General features: G+C 70.6%; 1 protein-coding gene. It reads right to left on the minus strand.

The window, feature by feature from the left end; all coding sequences use genetic code 11:
- Positions 1-265: KR domain-containing protein (locus H5J33_RS36660; RefSeq protein ID WP_181798982.1), on the minus strand; the 265-nt coding region annotated here is incomplete at both ends.

Here is a 265-nt window from a genome sequence, read left to right on the forward strand (position 1 = left end):
CGGCCAGCTCCTCGCACAACTCGGCCGCGCCCGGAGCCTGTTCACCACGACGGCTGGTCAGCAGCAAGTGCCGCACACCGTGCGCTGCGACCAGGTGCCGGGCCACCAGAGCACCCACGGTCCCGGTACCGCCGGTGACCAGCACCGTCCCCTCACCCATGTCCGTGCCCGAGTCCGAGACGGAGGAACGGTGCCGCACCAGCCTGGGAGCGAACAACTGACCGTCCCGCACGGCCAACTGCGGCTCGTCGTCTACGACCAGAGC

Origin of the sequence: Streptomyces sp. WELS2 (assembly GCF_013870595.1) — a bacterium.
In the GTDB taxonomy this organism is placed as follows: Bacteria; Actinomycetota; Actinomycetes; order Streptomycetales; family Streptomycetaceae; genus Streptomyces.